This window comes from Pseudomonas sp. PKS (assembly GCF_051913525.1).
Lineage (GTDB): Bacteria > Pseudomonadota > Gammaproteobacteria > Pseudomonadales > Pseudomonadaceae > Aquipseudomonas > Aquipseudomonas guariconensis_D.
Window position 1 is genome coordinate 106,633 of the sequence record NZ_JBEGDO010000008.1, and the last position, 14,369, is coordinate 121,001.

Annotated in this window: 16 protein-coding genes and 1 other RNA gene; 10 read left to right on the forward strand and 7 right to left on the reverse strand. The window is 60.6% G+C overall.

Annotated elements, in window-relative coordinates; translation table 11 throughout:
• Window positions 1–162: 162 nt before the first annotated feature.
• Window positions 163–1,257 carry a cell division protein ZapE gene (gene zapE / locus ABOA88_RS10950; protein ID WP_070576208.1) on the forward strand — a complete coding sequence of 365 codons (1,095 nt, stop codon included), beginning with the start codon at window positions 163–165 and terminating at the stop codon, window positions 1,255–1,257.
• A 124-nt stretch (window positions 1,258–1,381) separates the two neighbouring features.
• Here zapE and ABOA88_RS10955 read toward each other — a convergent pair whose 3' ends face one another.
• Both ABOA88_RS10955 and ABOA88_RS10960 read right to left on the reverse strand, forming a co-directional pair.
• On the reverse strand, window positions 1,382–2,278 hold the full coding sequence (locus ABOA88_RS10955) for a GlxA family transcriptional regulator (RefSeq protein WP_196170367.1): 897 nt from the start codon (window positions 2,276–2,278) through the stop codon (window positions 1,382–1,384).
• A gap of 278 nt (window positions 2,279–2,556) precedes the next feature.
• Window positions 2,557–3,597 carry an NADP(H)-dependent aldo-keto reductase gene (locus tag ABOA88_RS10960; RefSeq protein ID WP_196170340.1) on the reverse strand — a complete coding sequence of 347 codons (1,041 nt, stop codon included), beginning with the start codon at window positions 3,595–3,597 and terminating at the stop codon, window positions 2,557–2,559.
• A gap of 256 nt (window positions 3,598–3,853) precedes the next feature.
• Here ABOA88_RS10960 and rplM point away from each other — a divergent pair, with 256 nt between their 5' ends.
• The 7 genes from rplM to ABOA88_RS10995 all read left to right on the forward strand — a co-directional run bounded on the left by rplM (window position 3,854) and on the right by ABOA88_RS10995 (window position 8,729).
• Window positions 3,854–4,282, forward strand: a complete 429-nt coding sequence (gene rplM / locus ABOA88_RS10965) for a 50S ribosomal protein L13 (protein WP_043207468.1) — start codon at window positions 3,854–3,856, stop codon at window positions 4,280–4,282.
• 14 nt (window positions 4,283–4,296) lie between these two features.
• Window positions 4,297–4,689: a 30S ribosomal protein S9 gene (rpsI, locus tag ABOA88_RS10970; protein WP_043207470.1), complete on the forward strand. Its 393-nt coding sequence runs from the start codon at window positions 4,297–4,299 to the stop codon at window positions 4,687–4,689.
• A gap of 267 nt (window positions 4,690–4,956) precedes the next feature.
• Window positions 4,957–5,550, forward strand: coding sequence for a ubiquinol-cytochrome c reductase iron-sulfur subunit (gene petA, locus ABOA88_RS10975; RefSeq protein ID WP_043207473.1), 594 nt, complete (start codon window positions 4,957–4,959; stop codon window positions 5,548–5,550).
• Window positions 5,550–6,761, forward strand: coding sequence for a cytochrome b (locus tag ABOA88_RS10980; RefSeq protein WP_043207474.1), 1,212 nt, complete (start codon window positions 5,550–5,552; stop codon window positions 6,759–6,761). Before petA ends, ABOA88_RS10980 begins: the two co-directional genes overlap by 1 nt.
• Window positions 6,761–7,543, forward strand: a complete 783-nt coding sequence (locus ABOA88_RS10985; protein WP_367851566.1) for a cytochrome c1 — start codon at window positions 6,761–6,763, stop codon at window positions 7,541–7,543. The genes ABOA88_RS10980 and ABOA88_RS10985 overlap by 1 nt, the downstream gene beginning before the upstream one ends.
• Before the next feature lie 123 nt (window positions 7,544–7,666).
• Window positions 7,667–8,290, forward strand: coding sequence for a glutathione S-transferase N-terminal domain-containing protein (locus ABOA88_RS10990; protein ID WP_196170342.1), 624 nt, complete (start codon window positions 7,667–7,669; stop codon window positions 8,288–8,290).
• 10 nt (window positions 8,291–8,300) lie between these two features.
• Entirely contained in the window at window positions 8,301–8,729 is a 429-nt protein-coding gene (locus tag ABOA88_RS10995) for a ClpXP protease specificity-enhancing factor (RefSeq protein WP_196170343.1), read from the forward strand.
• Between the two features lie 52 nt (window positions 8,730–8,781).
• Here ABOA88_RS10995 and ABOA88_RS11000 read toward each other — a convergent pair whose 3' ends face one another.
• The 5 genes from ABOA88_RS11000 to ABOA88_RS11020 form a co-directional block, all read right to left on the reverse strand.
• The gene (locus tag ABOA88_RS11000; RefSeq protein WP_196170344.1) at window positions 8,782–9,000 is read right to left on the reverse strand and encodes a YgdI/YgdR family lipoprotein; all 219 of its coding nucleotides are present in this window, start codon (window positions 8,998–9,000) and stop codon (window positions 8,782–8,784) included.
• A 124-nt stretch (window positions 9,001–9,124) separates the two neighbouring features.
• Entirely contained in the window at window positions 9,125–9,703 is a 579-nt protein-coding gene (locus tag ABOA88_RS11005) for a BON domain-containing protein (RefSeq protein WP_196170345.1), read from the reverse strand.
• Entirely contained in the window at window positions 9,700–10,293 is a 594-nt protein-coding gene (locus ABOA88_RS11010; RefSeq protein WP_043207486.1) for a phosphoheptose isomerase, read from the reverse strand. Before ABOA88_RS11010 ends, ABOA88_RS11005 begins: the two co-directional genes overlap by 4 nt.
• 88 nt (window positions 10,294–10,381) lie before the next feature.
• Window positions 10,382–10,753: a YraN family protein gene (locus ABOA88_RS11015; RefSeq protein ID WP_196170346.1), complete on the reverse strand. Its 372-nt coding sequence runs from the start codon at window positions 10,751–10,753 to the stop codon at window positions 10,382–10,384.
• Window positions 10,753–12,570 carry a penicillin-binding protein activator gene (locus tag ABOA88_RS11020; RefSeq protein WP_196170347.1) on the reverse strand — a complete coding sequence of 606 codons (1,818 nt, stop codon included), beginning with the start codon at window positions 12,568–12,570 and terminating at the stop codon, window positions 10,753–10,755. The genes ABOA88_RS11015 and ABOA88_RS11020 overlap by 1 nt, the downstream gene beginning before the upstream one ends.
• Before the next feature lie 218 nt (window positions 12,571–12,788).
• Here ABOA88_RS11020 and rsmI point away from each other — a divergent pair, with 218 nt between their 5' ends.
• Window positions 12,789–13,634 (forward strand): 16S rRNA (cytidine(1402)-2'-O)-methyltransferase, encoded by an 846-nt coding sequence (rsmI, locus tag ABOA88_RS11025; protein WP_367851565.1) that lies wholly within the window; start codon window positions 12,789–12,791, stop codon window positions 13,632–13,634.
• Between the two features lie 68 nt (window positions 13,635–13,702).
• Window positions 13,703–14,062: RNase P RNA component class A (gene rnpB / locus ABOA88_RS11030), an RNA gene on the forward strand.
• Window positions 14,063–14,369: the final 307 nt, after the last annotated feature.

Genomic DNA, 14,369 nt, shown 5'->3' on the forward strand with positions numbered 1-14,369 from the left:
GCAGCGGGTTTACCCGCGAAAGGGCCGGAACAGACAAGCCGGGTTGGGGCTTGCGTACCGGTAGCGTACGGCCCTGCGGCGCGATGGCCGTATGTATGATTGCCATTAAGCGGGCCTGTCGCTACAGTGACGGCCCGTTTTTTGTTGCCTCGCTAACGAATCATGACGCCCCTCGAACGATATCAAGCAGATCTGAAACGTCCCGACTTCTTCCATGATGCGGCGCAGGAAACTGCGGTGCGTCACCTGCAGCGCCTGTACGACGACCTGTTGGCGGCGCAGAACAACAAGCCGGGCGTGTTCGGCAAGCTGTTCGGCAGGAAGGAGCAGGCACCGGTCAAGGGCTTGTATTTCTGGGGTGGCGTGGGACGCGGCAAGACCTATCTGGTCGACACCTTCTTCGAGGCGCTGCCGTTCAAGCAGAAGATGCGCACGCACTTCCACCGCTTCATGAAGCGTGTACATGAAGAGATGAAGACCCTCAAGGGGGAGAAGAACCCGCTCACCATCATCGCCAAGCGCTTCTCTGAAGAAGCCAAGGTGATCTGCTTCGACGAGTTCTTCGTGTCCGACATCACCGACGCCATGATCCTCGGCACGTTGATGGAAGAGCTGTTCAAGAATGGCGTGACCCTGGTGGCGACGTCGAACATCGTCCCCGACGGCCTGTACAAGGATGGCCTGCAACGCGCGCGCTTCCTGCCTGCTATCGCGCTGATCAAGCAGAACACCGAAGTGGTCAACGTCGACAGCGGGGTCGACTACCGCCTGCGTCACCTGGAGCAGGCCGAGCTTTACCACTTCCCGCTCGACGATGCAGCCCATGAAAGCCTGCGCCAGAGCTTCCGCGCCTTGACGCCCGAGTGCACCCAGGCGGTGGAAAACGACGTGCTGGTGATCGAGAACCGCGAGATCCAAGCCATCCGCACCTGCGATGACGTCGCCTGGTTCGACTTCCGCGCCCTGTGCGACGGCCCGCGCAGCCAGAACGACTACATCGAACTGGGCAAGATCTTCCATGCCGTGTTGCTGAGTAATGTCGAGCAGATGGGCGTGACCACCGACGACATCGCCCGCCGCTTCATCAACATGGTGGATGAGTTCTACGATCGCAACGTCAAGTTGATCATCTCCGCCGAAGTCGAACTCAAGGACCTGTACACCGGTGGCCGCCTGAGCTTCGAATTCCAGCGCACGCTCAGCCGTCTGCTGGAGATGCAGTCCCACGAGTTCCTGGCGCGGGCTCACAAGCCTTGAGGGGTTGGCAAGCTAGAAGCTAGAAGCTTGAAGCTACAAGAAAAGCCAGAGCAGTTCGCCAGCTGCTCTGGCTTTTGCTTTTTCTTGTGGCTTGCCGCTAGAAGCTTGCCGCTCAAGAAAGCCCTCAGGCCTCCTGCACGAACTGCTGCCGATACTGATTCGGGGACAGTTCGGTGTGCTGGCGGAACAGTCTGGCGAAGAAGCTGGCGTCGTCGTAACCCACTTCATAGCTGATGGTCTTGATGCTCTTGCGCGTACTCGACAAGAGCCCCTTGGCCGTCTCGATACGCAGGCGTTGGAGGTAGTGCAGGGGTTTGTCGCCGGTGGCGCTCTGGAAACGGCGCATGAAGTTGCGGATGCTCATGCCGTGGTTGCGCGCCACGTCCTCGAAGCGGAACTTGTCGGCGAAGTGCTCCTCCAGCCAGTGCTGGATCTGCAGGATGATCAGGTCCTGGTGCAGCTTCTGCCCGCCAAAGCCCATGCGCCCCGGTGTATAGCTGCGCTGGACTTCGTAGAGGATGTCTCGGGCCACGGCGCGGGCGACGTTGGGGCCGCAGAAACGCTCGATCAGGTAGATGTACAGGTCGCACGCCGACGTGGTGCCACCAGCGCAATACAGGTTGTCGGCGTCGGTCAGGTGCTTATCCTGGTTCAGCCGGACATTGGGGAAGCGCTCGGCGAAGCTGTTGAAGAAGCGCCAGTAGGTGGTCGCCTCCTTGCCATCGAGCAGGCCTGCCTCGGCCAGCCAGAACACACCGCTGGCCTCGCCGCACAGCACCGCACCGCGGGCATGCTGCTCGCGTAGCCAGGGCAGGACCTGGGGGTAGCGCTGTTGCAGGTTGTCGAAGTCTTCCCAGAACGCTGGGAGGATGATCACGTCGGCATCGACCAGGCCGCTGTCGACCGGTACCTGCACATTGCTGAAACTGTCAACGGGCTCGCCGTCCGGGCTCACCAGGCAGATCTCGAACATCGGTTGCAGCCCCAGGCCCAGCTGCTTGCTGTAGCGCAGGCTGGCCAGGTGGAAGAAATCCTTGGCCTGCATCAGTGTCGAGGCGAACACCTTGTCAATGGCCAGGATGCTGACGCGCCGCAGCGACGCGGAGGGTTGGGTAAACATCATTGTCATTGTTCTTATAGGGTAGAGTGGTCAATCACCGGCTGGATCGTCTTATTTTTTCTCTTGAGCTGCAAGCTTCTTCAAGTGGCAAGCTGCAAGCTGCAAGAAAAAGCCAGAGCAGTCCGCGGGCTGCTTTTGCTTGCCGCTTGAAGCTTGTAGCTTGCCACTTGCCGCAGCACTCAAGGCGCCGGGTTGGGCTGGTCCTGATGGATCGCCTCGATGGCCGCGAGCAATTCGTCGCTGAGGGTCAAGGCCTGGCTGTCCAGGTTGCTTTGCAGTTGCTCAACGCTGGTAGCGCCAATGATGTTGCTGGTCACGAACGGCTGACGGGTGACGAAGGCCAGGGCCATCTGGGCCGGATCCAGGCCATGCTGGCGGGCCAGCTGCACGTAGCGGCTACAGGCGGACACAGTCTGCGGATTGGAGTAGCGGGAGAAGCGGCTGAACAGCGTAAGGCGTGCTTGTGCCGGCCGTGCGCCGTCCTCGTACTTGCCCGAGAGCATGCCGAAAGCCAGAGGCGAGTAGGCCAGCAAGCCGCACTGCTCACGGATCGCTACTTCCGCCAGGCCTACCTCGAAGCTGCGGTTGAGCAGGTTGTAGGGGTTCTGGATCGACACGGCCCGCGGCCAGCCGCGGGTCTCGGCCAGGTGCAGGAACTTCATGGTGCCCCATGGTGTTTCGTTGGACAGGCCGATGTGGCGGATCTTGCCGGCGCGCACCTGATCATCGAGCACTTCGAGGGTTTCTTCCAGTGGCGTGAACAGGTCGTGAGGCAGGTGCTGGTAGCCCAGCTTGCCGAAGAAATTGGTGCTGCGCTCGGGCCAATGCAACTGGTACAGGTCGATGCGATCGGTGTGCAGGCGCTGCAGGCTGTCGTCCAGCGCAGCGACGATGTGCTGGCGGTTGTGCTTGAGCTGGCCGTCGCGGATATGGCTGATGCCGTTACCCGGACCTGCGACCTTGCTCGCGAGGATCCAGTCGTCACGATCGCCATGGCGGCGGAACCAGTTGCCGATGATACGCTCGGTGGCGGCGTAGGTTTCGGGCCGTGGCGGCACCGGGTACATCTCCGCAGTGTCGATGAAGTTGACTCCGCTGGCCTTGGCCAGTGCGATCTGGGCGAAGGCCTGGGCCTCATCGTTCTGTTCGCCCCAGGTCATGGTGCCCAGGCACAGGGCGCTGACATTGAGGTCGGTTCGGCCGAGTTGGCGATATTCCATGGGGCATCGTCTCCTGCAAATCGAACCATCAAATCAGGTTGAATTTTTTTCTGCAATCTGGATAATTCGGCACCTCTCCGTGTGGCGGAAGTGATGCACCACCATGCAGGAGGAACCCTTGTCGAACATTGGACGCGCCGACCCGAGCCCCCAATAGCGTCCGTGTGCGGCTGCGCGCTTGCCCTTGGCAAGCTGTGCACTATCCAGTAAGATTCGCCGTCTATTTTTCGCTGGGCGGCCTCTGAGGCTTTAGAGAATGAAAACTTTTACTGCTAAACCGGAAACAGTAAAGCGCGACTGGTACGTAGTTGACGCCGCTGGTCAGACCCTGGGTCGTCTGGCTACCGAAATCGCTCGTCGTCTGCGTGGCAAGCACAAGCCAGAATACACCCCTCACGTTGACACCGGCGACTACATCGTCGTCATCAACGCCGAGCAGGTACGTGTCACTGGTGCCAAAACTTCGGACAAGATGTACTACTCCCACTCCGGTTTCCCAGGTGGCATCAAGGAAATCAGCTTCGAGAAGCTGATCGACAAAGCCCCTGAGCGTGTCATCGAGACCGCGGTCAAAGGCATGCTGCCGAAGAACCCGCTGGGTCGCGACATGTACCGCAAGCTGAAAGTGTACGCGGGTGCTGCTCACCCACACACTGCTCAGCAGCCTCAAGAACTGAAGATCTAACGGGATAGTTCATTATGTCGGCGACTCAAAATTACGGCACTGGCCGTCGCAAGACCGCAACCGCTCGCGTTTTCCTGCGTCCGGGCACTGGTAACATCTCCATCAACAACCGTTCTCTGGACGTGTTCTTCGGTCGCGAAACCGCTCGCATGGTTGTTCGCCAGCCGCTGGAACTGACCGAGACCGTTGAGAAGTTCGACATCTACGTCACCGTTTCCGGTGGTGGTGTCAGCGGTCAAGCCGGTGCGATCCGTCACGGTATCACCCGCGCTCTGATGGACTACGACGAATCCCTGCGTGGCGCTCTGCGTCGTGCTGGTTACGTCACCCGCGACGCTCGTGAAGTCGAGCGTAAGAAAGTGGGTCTGCGTAAAGCGCGTAAGCGTCCTCAGTACTCCAAGCGTTAATACCGCTTCGGCAGTCGAAAAAAAGCCCGGTTCCGTTTATGGAGCCGGGCTTTTTTTATGTCTTGAACTAACCTGTCAGCATGTCAGTGACAAGTTGCCGCATAGACGCAGATCAAGCAAAGCGAGGGTTGCAGCCCGCCTGGGGGGTAATCACCTTGTCAGTGTGTGGACTTGTTCCTTACCATTGCGGCCAACTTTAAGTGCCACAGACACAACTAAGTAGATGCCTGATCCAACAGGCCAAAGCAGCTGATGGGAGAGGACTGAATGAGCAATGACGGCGTCAACGCAGGCCGGCGCCGCTTCCTCGTAGCCGCCACATCCGTGGTAGGCGCAGCGGGGGCAGTGGGGGCTGCGGTACCGTTCGTGGGGTCATGGTTCCCCAGTGCCAAGGCGAAAGCCGCCGGCGCACCGGTGAAGGTCAATATCGCCAAGGTCGAACCAGGTCAGCAGATGGTGGCTGAATGGCGGGGGCAACCTGTGTTCATTGTGCGACGAACTGAGGAGATCCTCGGGAATCTCAAGAAAATCACCGGGGAATTGTCCGACCCCGAATCCAAGGCTTCGGTGCAGCCGACCTATGTCGACCCGCAAAATCGCTCTATCAAGCCCGAAATCCTCGTCCTTGTTGGCCTGTGCACCCACCTGGGTTGTTCGCCGACCTTCCGTCCAGAGGTCGCGCCCGCCGACCTGGGGCCGAAATGGGTCGGGGGCTACTTCTGCCCTTGCCACGGTTCGCACTATGACCTGGCTGGTCGCGTCTACAAATCGCAACCGGCACCTCTCAACCTGCCAGTGCCTCCGCACTCGTATGAGTCGGACGACATCATTGTCATCGGCATCGATCAGGAGAAGGCATGATGAGCAAGTTCATGGACTGGATTGATGCTCGCTTCCCCGCCACCAAGATGTGGGAAGACCACCTGAGCAAGTATTACGCGCCCAAGAACTTCAACTTCTTGTACTTCTTCGGCTCCCTGGCGCTGCTGGTGCTGGTCAACCAGATCGTTACCGGTGTGTGGTTGACCATGAGCTTCACCCCCTCGGCGGAAGAGGCATTTGCCTCGGTCGAGTACATCATGCGTGACGTCGAATATGGCTGGATCCTGCGCTATCTGCACTCGACCGGCGCCTCGGCGTTCTTCATCGTGGTGTACCTGCACATGTTCCGCGGCCTGCTCTACGGCTCCTACCAGAAGCCGCGTGAGCTGGTCTGGCTGTTCGGCATGCTGATCTACCTGGCGCTGATGGCCGAGGCGTTCATGGGCTACCTGCTGCCATGGGGGCAGATGTCGTACTGGGGCGCCCAGGTGATCATCTCGCTGTTTGGTGCCATTCCGGTGATCGGGGGGGACCTGACCCAGTGGATCCGTGGCGACTACCTGATTTCAGGTATTACCCTGAACCGCTTCTTCGCTCTGCACGTGGTGGCCCTGCCGATCGTGATCCTGGGGCTGGTGGTGTTGCACATCCTCGCTCTGCACGAAGTGGGTTCGAACAACCCGGATGGCGTCGACATCAAGAAGAAAAAGGATGAAAACGGCATTCCGCTCGACGGTATCCCGTTCCACCCTTACTACACCGTCAAGGATATCGTCGGCGTGGTGGTGTTCCTGTTCGTGTTCTGCGCGGTGGTGTTCTTCTTCCCTGAAATGGGCGGATACTTCCTGGAAAAACCGAACTTCGAGCAGGCCAACGCCTTCAAGACCCCTGAACACATCGCGCCCGTCTGGTACTTCACCCCGTTCTACGCGATCTTGCGTGCGGTTCCTGACAAATTGTTCGGCGTAATCGCCATGGGGGCTGCCATTGCCGTGCTGTTCGTGTTGCCCTGGCTTGACCGCAGTCCTGTGCGCTCGATGCGTTACAAGGGCTGGCTGAGCAAAGTGTTCCTGCTGGTGTTCTGCATTGCCTTCGTGATTCTCGGTGTCCTGGGTGTACTGGCGCCTACGCCGGGTCGGACCTTGCTGTCTCAGGTCTGCACCGTGCTGTATTTCGCCTACTTCCTGCTGATGCCGTTCTACACAAGGCTCGAGAAGACCAAACCGGTTCCGGAAAGGGTGACTGGCTGATGAAAAAGCTAATTGCAGTACTGTTCCTGGCAATGATGCCCGCCTTGTCCTTCGCCGCCAGCGAGCATGGCCCGGCGCTGGATAAGGTCGATATCGACCTGACCGACAAAGCTGCCATGCAGGACGGCGCGCGTACCTTCGCCAACTATTGCATGGGTTGCCACAGTGCCAAGTTCCAGCGCTATGAGCGCGTGGCCGATGACCTGGGCATTCCGCACGAGCTGATGCTTGAGAAGCTGGTGTTCACCGGTGCCAAGATCGGCGATCACATGAAGATCGGCATGCAGCCAAGCGATGCCAAGACCTGGTTCGGTGCGGCACCGCCCGACCTGACCCTGGTCGCTCGTGTGCGCGGCACCGACTGGCTGTACACCTATCTGCGCAGCTTCTATGAGGACAAGTCGCGTCCTTATGGGGTGAATAACAAGGTGTTCCCGAACGTGGGCATGCCCAACGTCCTGGTTGGCCTGCAGGGTAACCAGGTGATCGGCTGCAAGCAGGTGCAGATGGTGGTCGACGGCAAGAAGCAGTTTGATCCGCTGACCGGTAGCCCGTTGACCCATGAGGCCTGTGACCAGCTGACCATCGAGCCGAAATCCGGTACCCTGACGTCCGAGCAGTTCGACGAGAAGGTCAAGAACCTGGTGACCTTCCTGGCCTATTCGGCCAACCCGGTCAAACTGGAAAGCCAGCGCATCGGTACCTATGTGTTGCTGTACCTGGCTTTCTTCTTCGTATTCGCCTATTTGCTCAAGCGCGAGTACTGGAAGGACGTGCACTGATCACGCAGTAGTTTCTGGTAGTTGAACGCGCCCTGGGGTGCTCCATCGCTGATGCGGTGGAGCCCTCCAGGGCGCGTTTGCATTTAGAGTTTCACAAAGCATCCCCATGCGAGGAGGCGCTACATGGGCGCAACCAACCGGTTAGCCTGCTATTCCGATCCCGCTGATCATTATTCTCACCGGGTACGCCTTGTTCTCGCCGAGAAGGGTATCAGCGTGCAGATCGTCGATGTCGACCCTGCACGTCTGCCGCCCAAGCTGGTCGAAGTAAACCCCTACGCCAGCGTGCCGACCCTGGTCGATCGCGATCTGGCGCTGTACGAATCGACCGTGGTAATGGAGTACCTCGAGGAGCGTTATCCGCATCCGCCGCTCATGCCGGTCTATCCGGTGGCGCGCGGCAACAGTCGTCTGCTGATGCATCGCATCCAGCGTGACTGGTGCGCGCTGGCCGATACGATCCTCGATGCGCGCAGCACGGAGGCGGCGCGCGTTGATGCGCGCAAAGCGTTGCGCGAAAGCCTGACCGGCGTCTCTGCGTTGTTCGGGGAGTTCCCTTGCTTCATGAGCGAGGAGCAAAGCCTGGTCGATTGTTGTCTATTGCCCATATTGTGGCGGTTGCCGGTATTGGGTATCGAATTGCCGCGGCAGGCCAAGCCGCTATTGGATTACATGGAGCGGCAGTTTGCCCGCGAGCCTTTCCAGGCGAGCCTGTCCGCTGCAGAACGTGAAATGCGCAAGCTTTAAGGAGCCGTTGATGAACTCCAGTCGCCCCTATCTGGTTCGAGCGCTGTACGAGTGGATCGTCGACAACGATTGCACCCCCCACATGCTGGTCAATGCTGAGTTTCCAGCGGTCCAGGTTCCCCAGGGATTTGCCAGCGATGGCCAGATCGTCCTGAACATTTCCCCCAATGCCGTGCGTAACCTGCACATGGACAACGATGCGGTCAGTTTCGAAGGTCGTTTCAGCGGCGTGGCGCATTCGCTGTTTGTGCCGGTGGGGGCGATCTTGGGTATCTATGCCCGGGAGAACGGCCAGGGCATGGTCTTCGAACTGGAGCCGCCATTGGACGGCGACGAACTGGACGACGATGGTGTCGAGCCGGATGATGATGGTCCGCCGGAGGGGGGTGGCCAGCCGCCACGCCCCAGTGGTCGACCCAGCCTCAAGGTGGTCAAGTAATAAAAAAGGCGATCCGGATGGATCGCCTTTTTTATTGGCTTCGGGGCCTGGCTTACAAGTCCTGAATGCTGCGGACCTGGTCCTTGTTGACGCGGGTGCGCTTGCCATCCAGTTGCTCGAACTCGTAGAAGCCGGCATCGCTGTCGTACTTCGGTGTATCGACGGTCTGGATTTCACGGCCATCGTTGAGGGTGATCTGGCTTGGGGTCGAGCAGCCGGCCAGGACTGCGCAGGCGCCGATCGCGAGGACGGACAGCAGGGACTTCTTCATGGGTACTTCCTGAGGGTAACGAGGGGTGGAACGGATCTGGGGCAGGGTTGCCGCTCCGCAGGAGAGATGTGACCCCTGCAGGAGCGGGCTGGTATCGCAGTCAGGCGTTACGCAGCGAGGTGAGTCAGTCGATGTACTCGAACAGCTTGACGATCTTCTGTACGCCCGACACGCCCTGTACCACGTTGGTGGCGGCGTTGGCTTCCCCTTGGGTCACCAGGCCGAGCAGGTAGACAATGCCGTTCTCGGTGATCACCTTGATGCGGGTGCTGGGCACGTTGGCATCGCCCAGCATCTGGGTCTTGATCTTGGTGGTCAGCCAGGCGTCGTTGTTGCGGGCGAGGATCGAGGATGGCTGCATGACCTGCAGCTCGTTGTGGACCTTCTTGACGCGTTGGACCTGGCTGGCGGTTTGTTCGGCCAGGCTCTTCAGGTCGGCACGTGGGGTTTGGCCGGCCAGTAGGACTATGCCGTTGTAGCTGCTGACGACAATGTGAGAGCCCTTGTCCAGGTCAGCATTGGCTTTGGCGATGTTGACCGAAACCTTGGTCTCGATCAGCGAGTCATCGATCTTGCTACCGATGGTGCGGGTGCCGCGATCGTCCTCGATGGGCGAGTTGCGGGTGGAGGTCAGTACCGAGCTGCAGCCTGAGATGCTCAGGCACAGGGTCAGGGCCATCAGGCCGAGGTGCTTGGGGATCATTCTTCACTCCCGAACAGTTGGCTGTCGATCAGGTCGCACAGGCAATGGATCGCCAGCAGGTGGACTTCCTGGATTCGCGCGGTGACGTTCGACGGCACACGGATCTCCACGTCTTCAGGCAGCAGCAGCGAGGCCATGCCTCCACCGTCGCGCCCGGTCAGTGCCACGACGATCATTTCACGGTCGTGCGCGGCCTGAATCGCTTGTATCACGTTGGCGGAATTGCCGCTGGTAGAGATCGCCAGCAATACATCCCCAGGCTGGCCCAAGGCACGGATCTGCTTGGAGAAGACCTCGTTGTAGCTGTAGTCGTTGGCGATCGAGGTGAGGGTCGAGCTGTCGGTGGTCAGGGCGATGGCTGGCAGGCTCGGGCGTTCACGCTCGAAACGATTGAGCAGCTCCGAGGAGAAATGCTGGGCATCGCCGGCCGAGCCGCCGTTGCCGCACGCGAGCATCTTACCCTCGTTGAGCAGGGCATTGACCATGACCAGGCTGGCCTGCTCGATGTGAGGTGCCAGGATGTCCATCGCCTGTTGCTTGGTATCGATGCTGGCCTGGAACAGCCGGCGAATTCGGGATTGCATGTCCATCTGGTGTGACCTTAAGAGGGGCGGTGGCCAGCGCGACGCGCGACAGGAACCAGCCCGCGAAACATAGAGCTAAAAAATCGGAATGGGTTCAGCATTCGAAGGCGTTTTTCAGCCATTGCAGCGGTTGGCCCGCGTGGTGGCTGCCCTGCAGGGCGACAACGTCGAAGCGGCAGGGCTGATCGGCCCAGCGTGGCTCCTTCTGCAGGAACAGGTTGGCGGCTAGCGCCAGTCGCTTCTGCTTGCGCGTGTCGATGCTCCCGAGGGCTCCGCCGAAGGCCGCATGCAACCGGTAGCGGACTTCGACGAATACTACTGTATCGGCGTCGAGCATGACCAGATCGAGCTCGCCGCCCTTGCATCGCCAGTTACGCGCCAGCAGCTGTAAACCCTGCCCTCGAAGAAACGCGAGGGCGTGGTTTTCCGCAGCCTGGCCTGCGCTGGCAGGCGATGCCTCGGGCATCAGCGAGGGGTATCCGGCAGGCGCTTGACTTGGCCGCCTGAGAACTCGGCCCAGGGCAGTTGGCGTTCAACGCGCTGACTGGGGTTCAGGGTCAGGCTGCCGGAGAGACCTTCGACTCGGTTGTCGGGCAGGGCCTTGAGCTGGTTCAGGCGCGGCGCCAGGCTGTAGGCGTCGACACCCATGGCGTACAGGCGGCCAAGGCTGCCTGCGGCCTGAGGCCACTGCTGAACCACCTGCTGGCGCAGGCTGTTGGTGGAGTCGAGCAACCACGGGGTTTCGCAGAAGCGGATGCCGTTCATGTCGTTGTACTGGTTCACGTCACCGCTGGCGCTGTACAGGTTCGAGGTGGCGTAGACCGGAACGTCACCGGCGTACTGGAAGTTCAGGGTCGGCTTGATCTGCTGCGCCTGTTGCGGGGTAGAGGCGAGGAAGATGAAGTCGATGTCCTGGCGACGCGACGGTTGTGCGGCGATGGTGCCGCCTACAGTGCTCTGCAGGCTCTTGGCGCGACCTTCGCTCTGGCGCAGTTGGAAGAGCTCGGCGATCTGTTGGGCGAGGGCGACCGGCTGGGCGATGCGTTCGGCAGCCAGCAGGGTGCCGCCATGGCTTTCCCAGTCCTGGCGGAAGGCGGCCAGTACGCGGTCACCCCACTCGCCGCGCGGCACCAGTGCCACGGCGCGTACCATGCCATCGGCGCGGGCGCGGCGGGAGACTTCGCGGGCTTCGTCCTCGGCGGCAAGACCGAACTGGAACAGTTGTGGCGGTGCTTTCTGGCCAGCATCGGCGTAGTTCAGTGCCAGGGTGGTGATCGGCAATTGTGGGTAGGCCGCGAGCTTTTTCACCAAGGGTTTTTCCAGTGGGCCGACGACCAGTTGTACGCCGGCGGCCTGGGCCTGTCGATAGAACTCGTCGAGCGAGGTCATGCGCGAGCTGTCGAAGACCTGTACGGCCGGCGCGGGTTGGCCGGACTGCTGGGCCTGGAAGTGGGCAGCCATGAAGCCGTCACGCAGGGCGCGGGCAACGCCTGCCAGCGGGCCTTCCTGGGGCAGCAGCAGGGCGATCTTGGTCAGCGGCTGGCTGGCCAGTTCCTTGAGCTTGACCAAGGCCTGTGGCAGTTGCTTGGCGGCTGGGTGATTCGGGTGCTGATCGCGCCAGGTATCGATGGCGGCCTGTTGTTGCTCCAGGGTGCCGGCGCGCTTGACGGCCAGGGCCAGGCTGGTCCAGCCGGCGAGGGTTTCATTGCTGGCAGGCTGTTGCAGCTGCTCGGCCGGCAGAGAAGCGACGAGGGCCCAGATGGCGTTGTCGTTCGCGGCGGCGGCCTTGTCGCTGAGCAGGGGGGCAAGCAGTACGCGTTGCTGGGCGGCGGCCAGGGTCTGGCCGTCGGCCTCCAGGGCTGCGGCGTGGACGCTGTAGGTACGTGCCTGCTGGTCCTTTGGCAGCTCGTCCAGGCGTTGCAGGCTCGGGTGGGAGAGGGCGCTCAGCGCCGCCTTGGGCTGGTTGCGGCTCATGGCGAGCTCGGCGGCCAGGGTGCTGGCGAACACTTGTTGGCCAGGCTTGAGCGAGTCCGTCGGGACCTGCTCGAGAATGCGTGCGGCGCGTGGGTAGTCCTTCTGCTTGTAGGCCAGGTCGGCGGCGCTAAGGCGCAGCAGCGCGGCATCTTCCGCGGACTTGCTGGTGGCTGCCTTGTCGAGCAGTTGCTCGATGCTGGCATCCGGGGTGCGCGGCAGTTCGCCCAGGCTGGATGAGGGCGAGCTGGCGCAAGCTGCCAGCAGGGCAGCGAAGCAGAGGGCTGTGAACAGCCGCAGGCAAGCGATCATGTAAAGGTCCTGTTACTCGATCAAGGTGGCCGGCAATTGTACCCAAGCGTCGCCCGGGGCGCGATGTTGCTGACGTGGAATCGTTCACTATAGGTCGTCTGGAGGCGTGGGCTCGTGAAGTTCTTTGCGCGCTGTTACGGGTGCTCGGGCTACAATGGCGCCTTTGATCCACAAGACAGGTGTGCGCAGTGACTGATGTTGCAGGGGCTTCGAAATCCATGATGGGGACGCTTTATGTCGTCGCTACGCCGATCGGCAATCTGGACGACATGAGTGCCCGGGCCCTCAAGGTCCTGGCGAACGTGGCGTTGATCGCTGCCGAAGATACCCGTCACTCGGTGCGCCTGCTCCAGCATTTCGGTATTGATACCCCACTGGCAGCTTGCCACGAACACAATGAGCGAGATGAAGGCGGGCGGTTCATCACTCGGCTTCTGGCGGGAGACGACGTGGCTCTGGTGTCGGATGCCGGCACGCCGCTGATCTCCGATCCGGGCTACCACTTGGTGCGCCAGGCGCGTGCGGCGGGGGTGCAGGTGGTGCCAGTGCCGGGCGCCTGTGCATTGATCGCCGCGCTGTCGGCGGCGGGGCTGCCGTCTGACCGATTCATCTTCGAAGGCTTCTTGCCGGCCAAGGCGGCGGGTCGCCGTGCTCGGCTCGAGCTGGTCAAGGAGGAGCCGCGGACCCTGATTTTCTATGAAGCACCGCATCGCATCCTCGAATGCCTGGAGGACATGGAAGCGGTGCTCGGCGCAGATCGCCCGGCAGTGCTGGGGCGTGAATTGACCAAGACCTTCGAGACCCTCAAGGGTTTGCCCCTGGGTGAGTTGCGCGCCTTTGTCGAGGGCGACAGCAATCAGCAGCGCGGTGAATGTGTGGTATTGGTCGGTGGCTGGAGCGCGCCTGAGGATGAGCAAGCTATCAGCGGCGAAGCGCAGCGGGTGCTCGATCTGTTACTGGCGGAGTTGCCGCTCAAGCGCGCGGCTGCGCTGGCGGCGGAAATCACCGGTGTTCGCAAGAACTTGCTCTATCAAATTGCCCTGGAAAAACAAAAATCCGAATAGTGGCAAATTGATATTCTTTAGTGGCGTCACTTGTTCTTGGGCGCGCCTGCCGTTAACCTTGTCGTCGGAGAGTCGATCGGACAGTCGCTGCCTTCTTTTGTTCCGCAAAAGAGGGGGGAGGAAAGTCCGGGCTCCATAGGGCAGAGTGCCAGGTAACGCCTGGGGGGCGCGAGCCTACGGAAAGTGCCACAGAAAACAACCGCCTAAGCACTTCGGTGCCGGTAAGGGTGAAAAGGTGCGGTAAGAGCGCACCGCACGACTGGTAACAGTTCGTGGCTAGGTAAACCCCACTCGGAGCAAGACCAAATAGGGTTCCTTACGGCGTGGCCCGCGTCGGAACCGGGTAGGTTGCTAAAGGCGTCCAGTGATGGCCGTCGTAGAGGAATGACTGTCCTCGACAGAACCCGGCTTACAGATCGACTCTCCACCTCCCTCCTTCCCTGCTTGAATCGATAGCAGATATGTCGTGGTAATACCGAAAAATTCTTACTCTTAATAAATCACTTTAACTTCGCGCTGCATGTGTCCGCGTGTCTTTGATTTTTCTCGCCAAATTTCTTCGCTGGTAGTCGTTCCTCCTTCCTTTGTTGCGCTAAATCGCCGTCCTGTAAGGGATTTCCTTATGAACGTGCCTTGACGGTGTGGCGGACGGATTCCTATAGTGTGCGCAAGTGGCAGAAAGTGGGATGAAGTGGGTTTTCTGACCAAATAAAGCTAACATCAGTGGGGAATCGC